Source organism: Bacillus sp. NPDC077411, assembly GCF_044543425.1.
In the GTDB taxonomy this organism is placed as follows: domain Bacteria; phylum Bacillota; class Bacilli; order Bacillales; family Bacillaceae_G; genus Bacillus_A; species Bacillus_A bruguierae.
On sequence record NZ_JBITWA010000050.1, the window covers coordinates 1 to 1,717 of the forward strand.

The 1,717-nt window shown below is 34.1% G+C and carries 2 protein-coding genes; both read right to left on the bottom strand.

The annotated features are described in order from the left end of the window. Positions 1 to 137 precede the first annotated feature (137 nt). Positions 138 to 1,250 (bottom strand): RNA-guided endonuclease TnpB family protein, encoded by a 1,113-nt coding sequence (locus tag ACIGHG_RS25600; protein WP_396551290.1) that lies wholly within the window; start codon positions 1,248 to 1,250, stop codon positions 138 to 140. An 11-nt stretch (positions 1,251 to 1,261) separates the two neighbouring features. Beyond that, positions 1,262 to 1,660, bottom strand: a complete 399-nt coding sequence (gene tnpA / locus ACIGHG_RS25605; RefSeq protein WP_396551292.1) for an IS200/IS605 family transposase — start codon at positions 1,658 to 1,660, stop codon at positions 1,262 to 1,264. Between the last annotated feature and the right edge of the window lie 57 nt (positions 1,661 to 1,717).

Sequence of the window (1,717 nt, forward strand, 5' to 3'; positions counted from 1 at the left end):
GTGAACTACCCGCCACTTAACGTCCTTACGGACTGTTTGAAGTGGGGGCTTCTCGGTTAGTCGTTACTTTTGATAGCTAACGAATTAGTCTAAGACCACCGAGCTAACTCCCTTGTTCCAAAGGTTTTTGGTATTACTTATGCTAATGATAATAAGCGTATTGCTTCATTTTTAATGTTGATTGCCGAATTATAGTCACGACCTATTTTTAGTCCACAAGAACACTCATAAGTACGTTCAGATAATGACATGTCTTTTATGTTTCCACAATTACTACACATCTTTGTAGAAGGAAACCACTTATCTATTTTTACAAGTTGTTTTCCTTGTTCTTGTAGCTTATATGCTAAAAAGGTCGTGAACATTCCCCAACCGTTGTCAGCAACACTTTTACCAAAGTTGAGTGCTTGTGACATACTTTTCATATTCAAGTCTTCTATTGCTGCAGCATCAAAATTAGTAGCTAATTCTTTAGACTTGTGATGAAGGAAATTCTTACGTTGATTTGCAACCTTTTCATGTAATTTAGCTACACGAATCCGTTGTTTCTTCCAACGCTCAGATCCTTTGGCACGTCTTGCTAATACTTGTTGGGCTTTTGCTAATCGGTCTACTATTTGACGATAAAAGCGAGGATAATTGGCTTTCTCATCTTCGCTACTAACATACAATTCAGCCATTGCAAAGTCCAATCCAACAACGGTTTTTATTTCTTTTTGAATGATTTCTTTTTCATATTCAGTCAAGATAGACACGTAATATTTACCAGTTGGTGTCATAGAAATAGTGCATGACTTGATGATATGGTTTTGTGGTATCTCTCTATGTTGCTTGATACGAACCATTTTAAGTTTCGGTAATTTGATATGACCATGAAGAAGCATAATATTTCCGTTTACCATATTTGTTGTATACGATTTTCTACTTTTTTTACTTTTGAATGTAGGAAAATCATTTTGACCGCTAAAGAAATTGTTGTAGGCAGTTTGCAAGTTTAATTGAGCATTTGCCAAAGCTAATGAATCGACTTCCTTCAACCAGTCAAACTCTACTTTGTATTTCGCTGGGGTAGGGAACTTCTGCTTCTTTAGTTCTTCCTTGTTCCCTTTGTATTCTTCATACATTTCTTTTCGTTCTGCTAACATCTTGTTGTATACAAATCTCACACAACCAAAAGTTTTTCGAATAAGATGTGCCTGTTCTTCTGTTGGATACAAACGGAATTTGTATGCTTTATTATGCTTTTTCATATCATTTCACCTCACTTTTCACCTTGTTTTTCAATATACTGTTTCACTACTTCTATTGGCGAACCACCTGTGGTAATCAAACAAAAACTTCTAGTCCAAAACATCTCTTTCCAAAGGTTCTTTTTCACTTGTGAGAATTCCTTTTTTATTAATCGAGAACTCGCACTCTTATATGCATTAATGAACTTTGTCATTTCTGTATTAGGATGTGCCTTGAACAAGATATGTACATGGTCAACATTGTGATTCCATTCTACTAACGTTATATTGTAGTTTTCTGAAAGTCTTACAAACATATCTTTTGCATAGTCAGATATGGTATCATCAAATACTTTCCTTCTGTATTTCACGACTAATACAAGATGATAATACAATAAGAATACTGAATGGTTATTACTATCTAATTCCATTATTATACCAACCTTTATCAATTATAAGACTGATTATAAAAGAAGAAAAAATAAAAA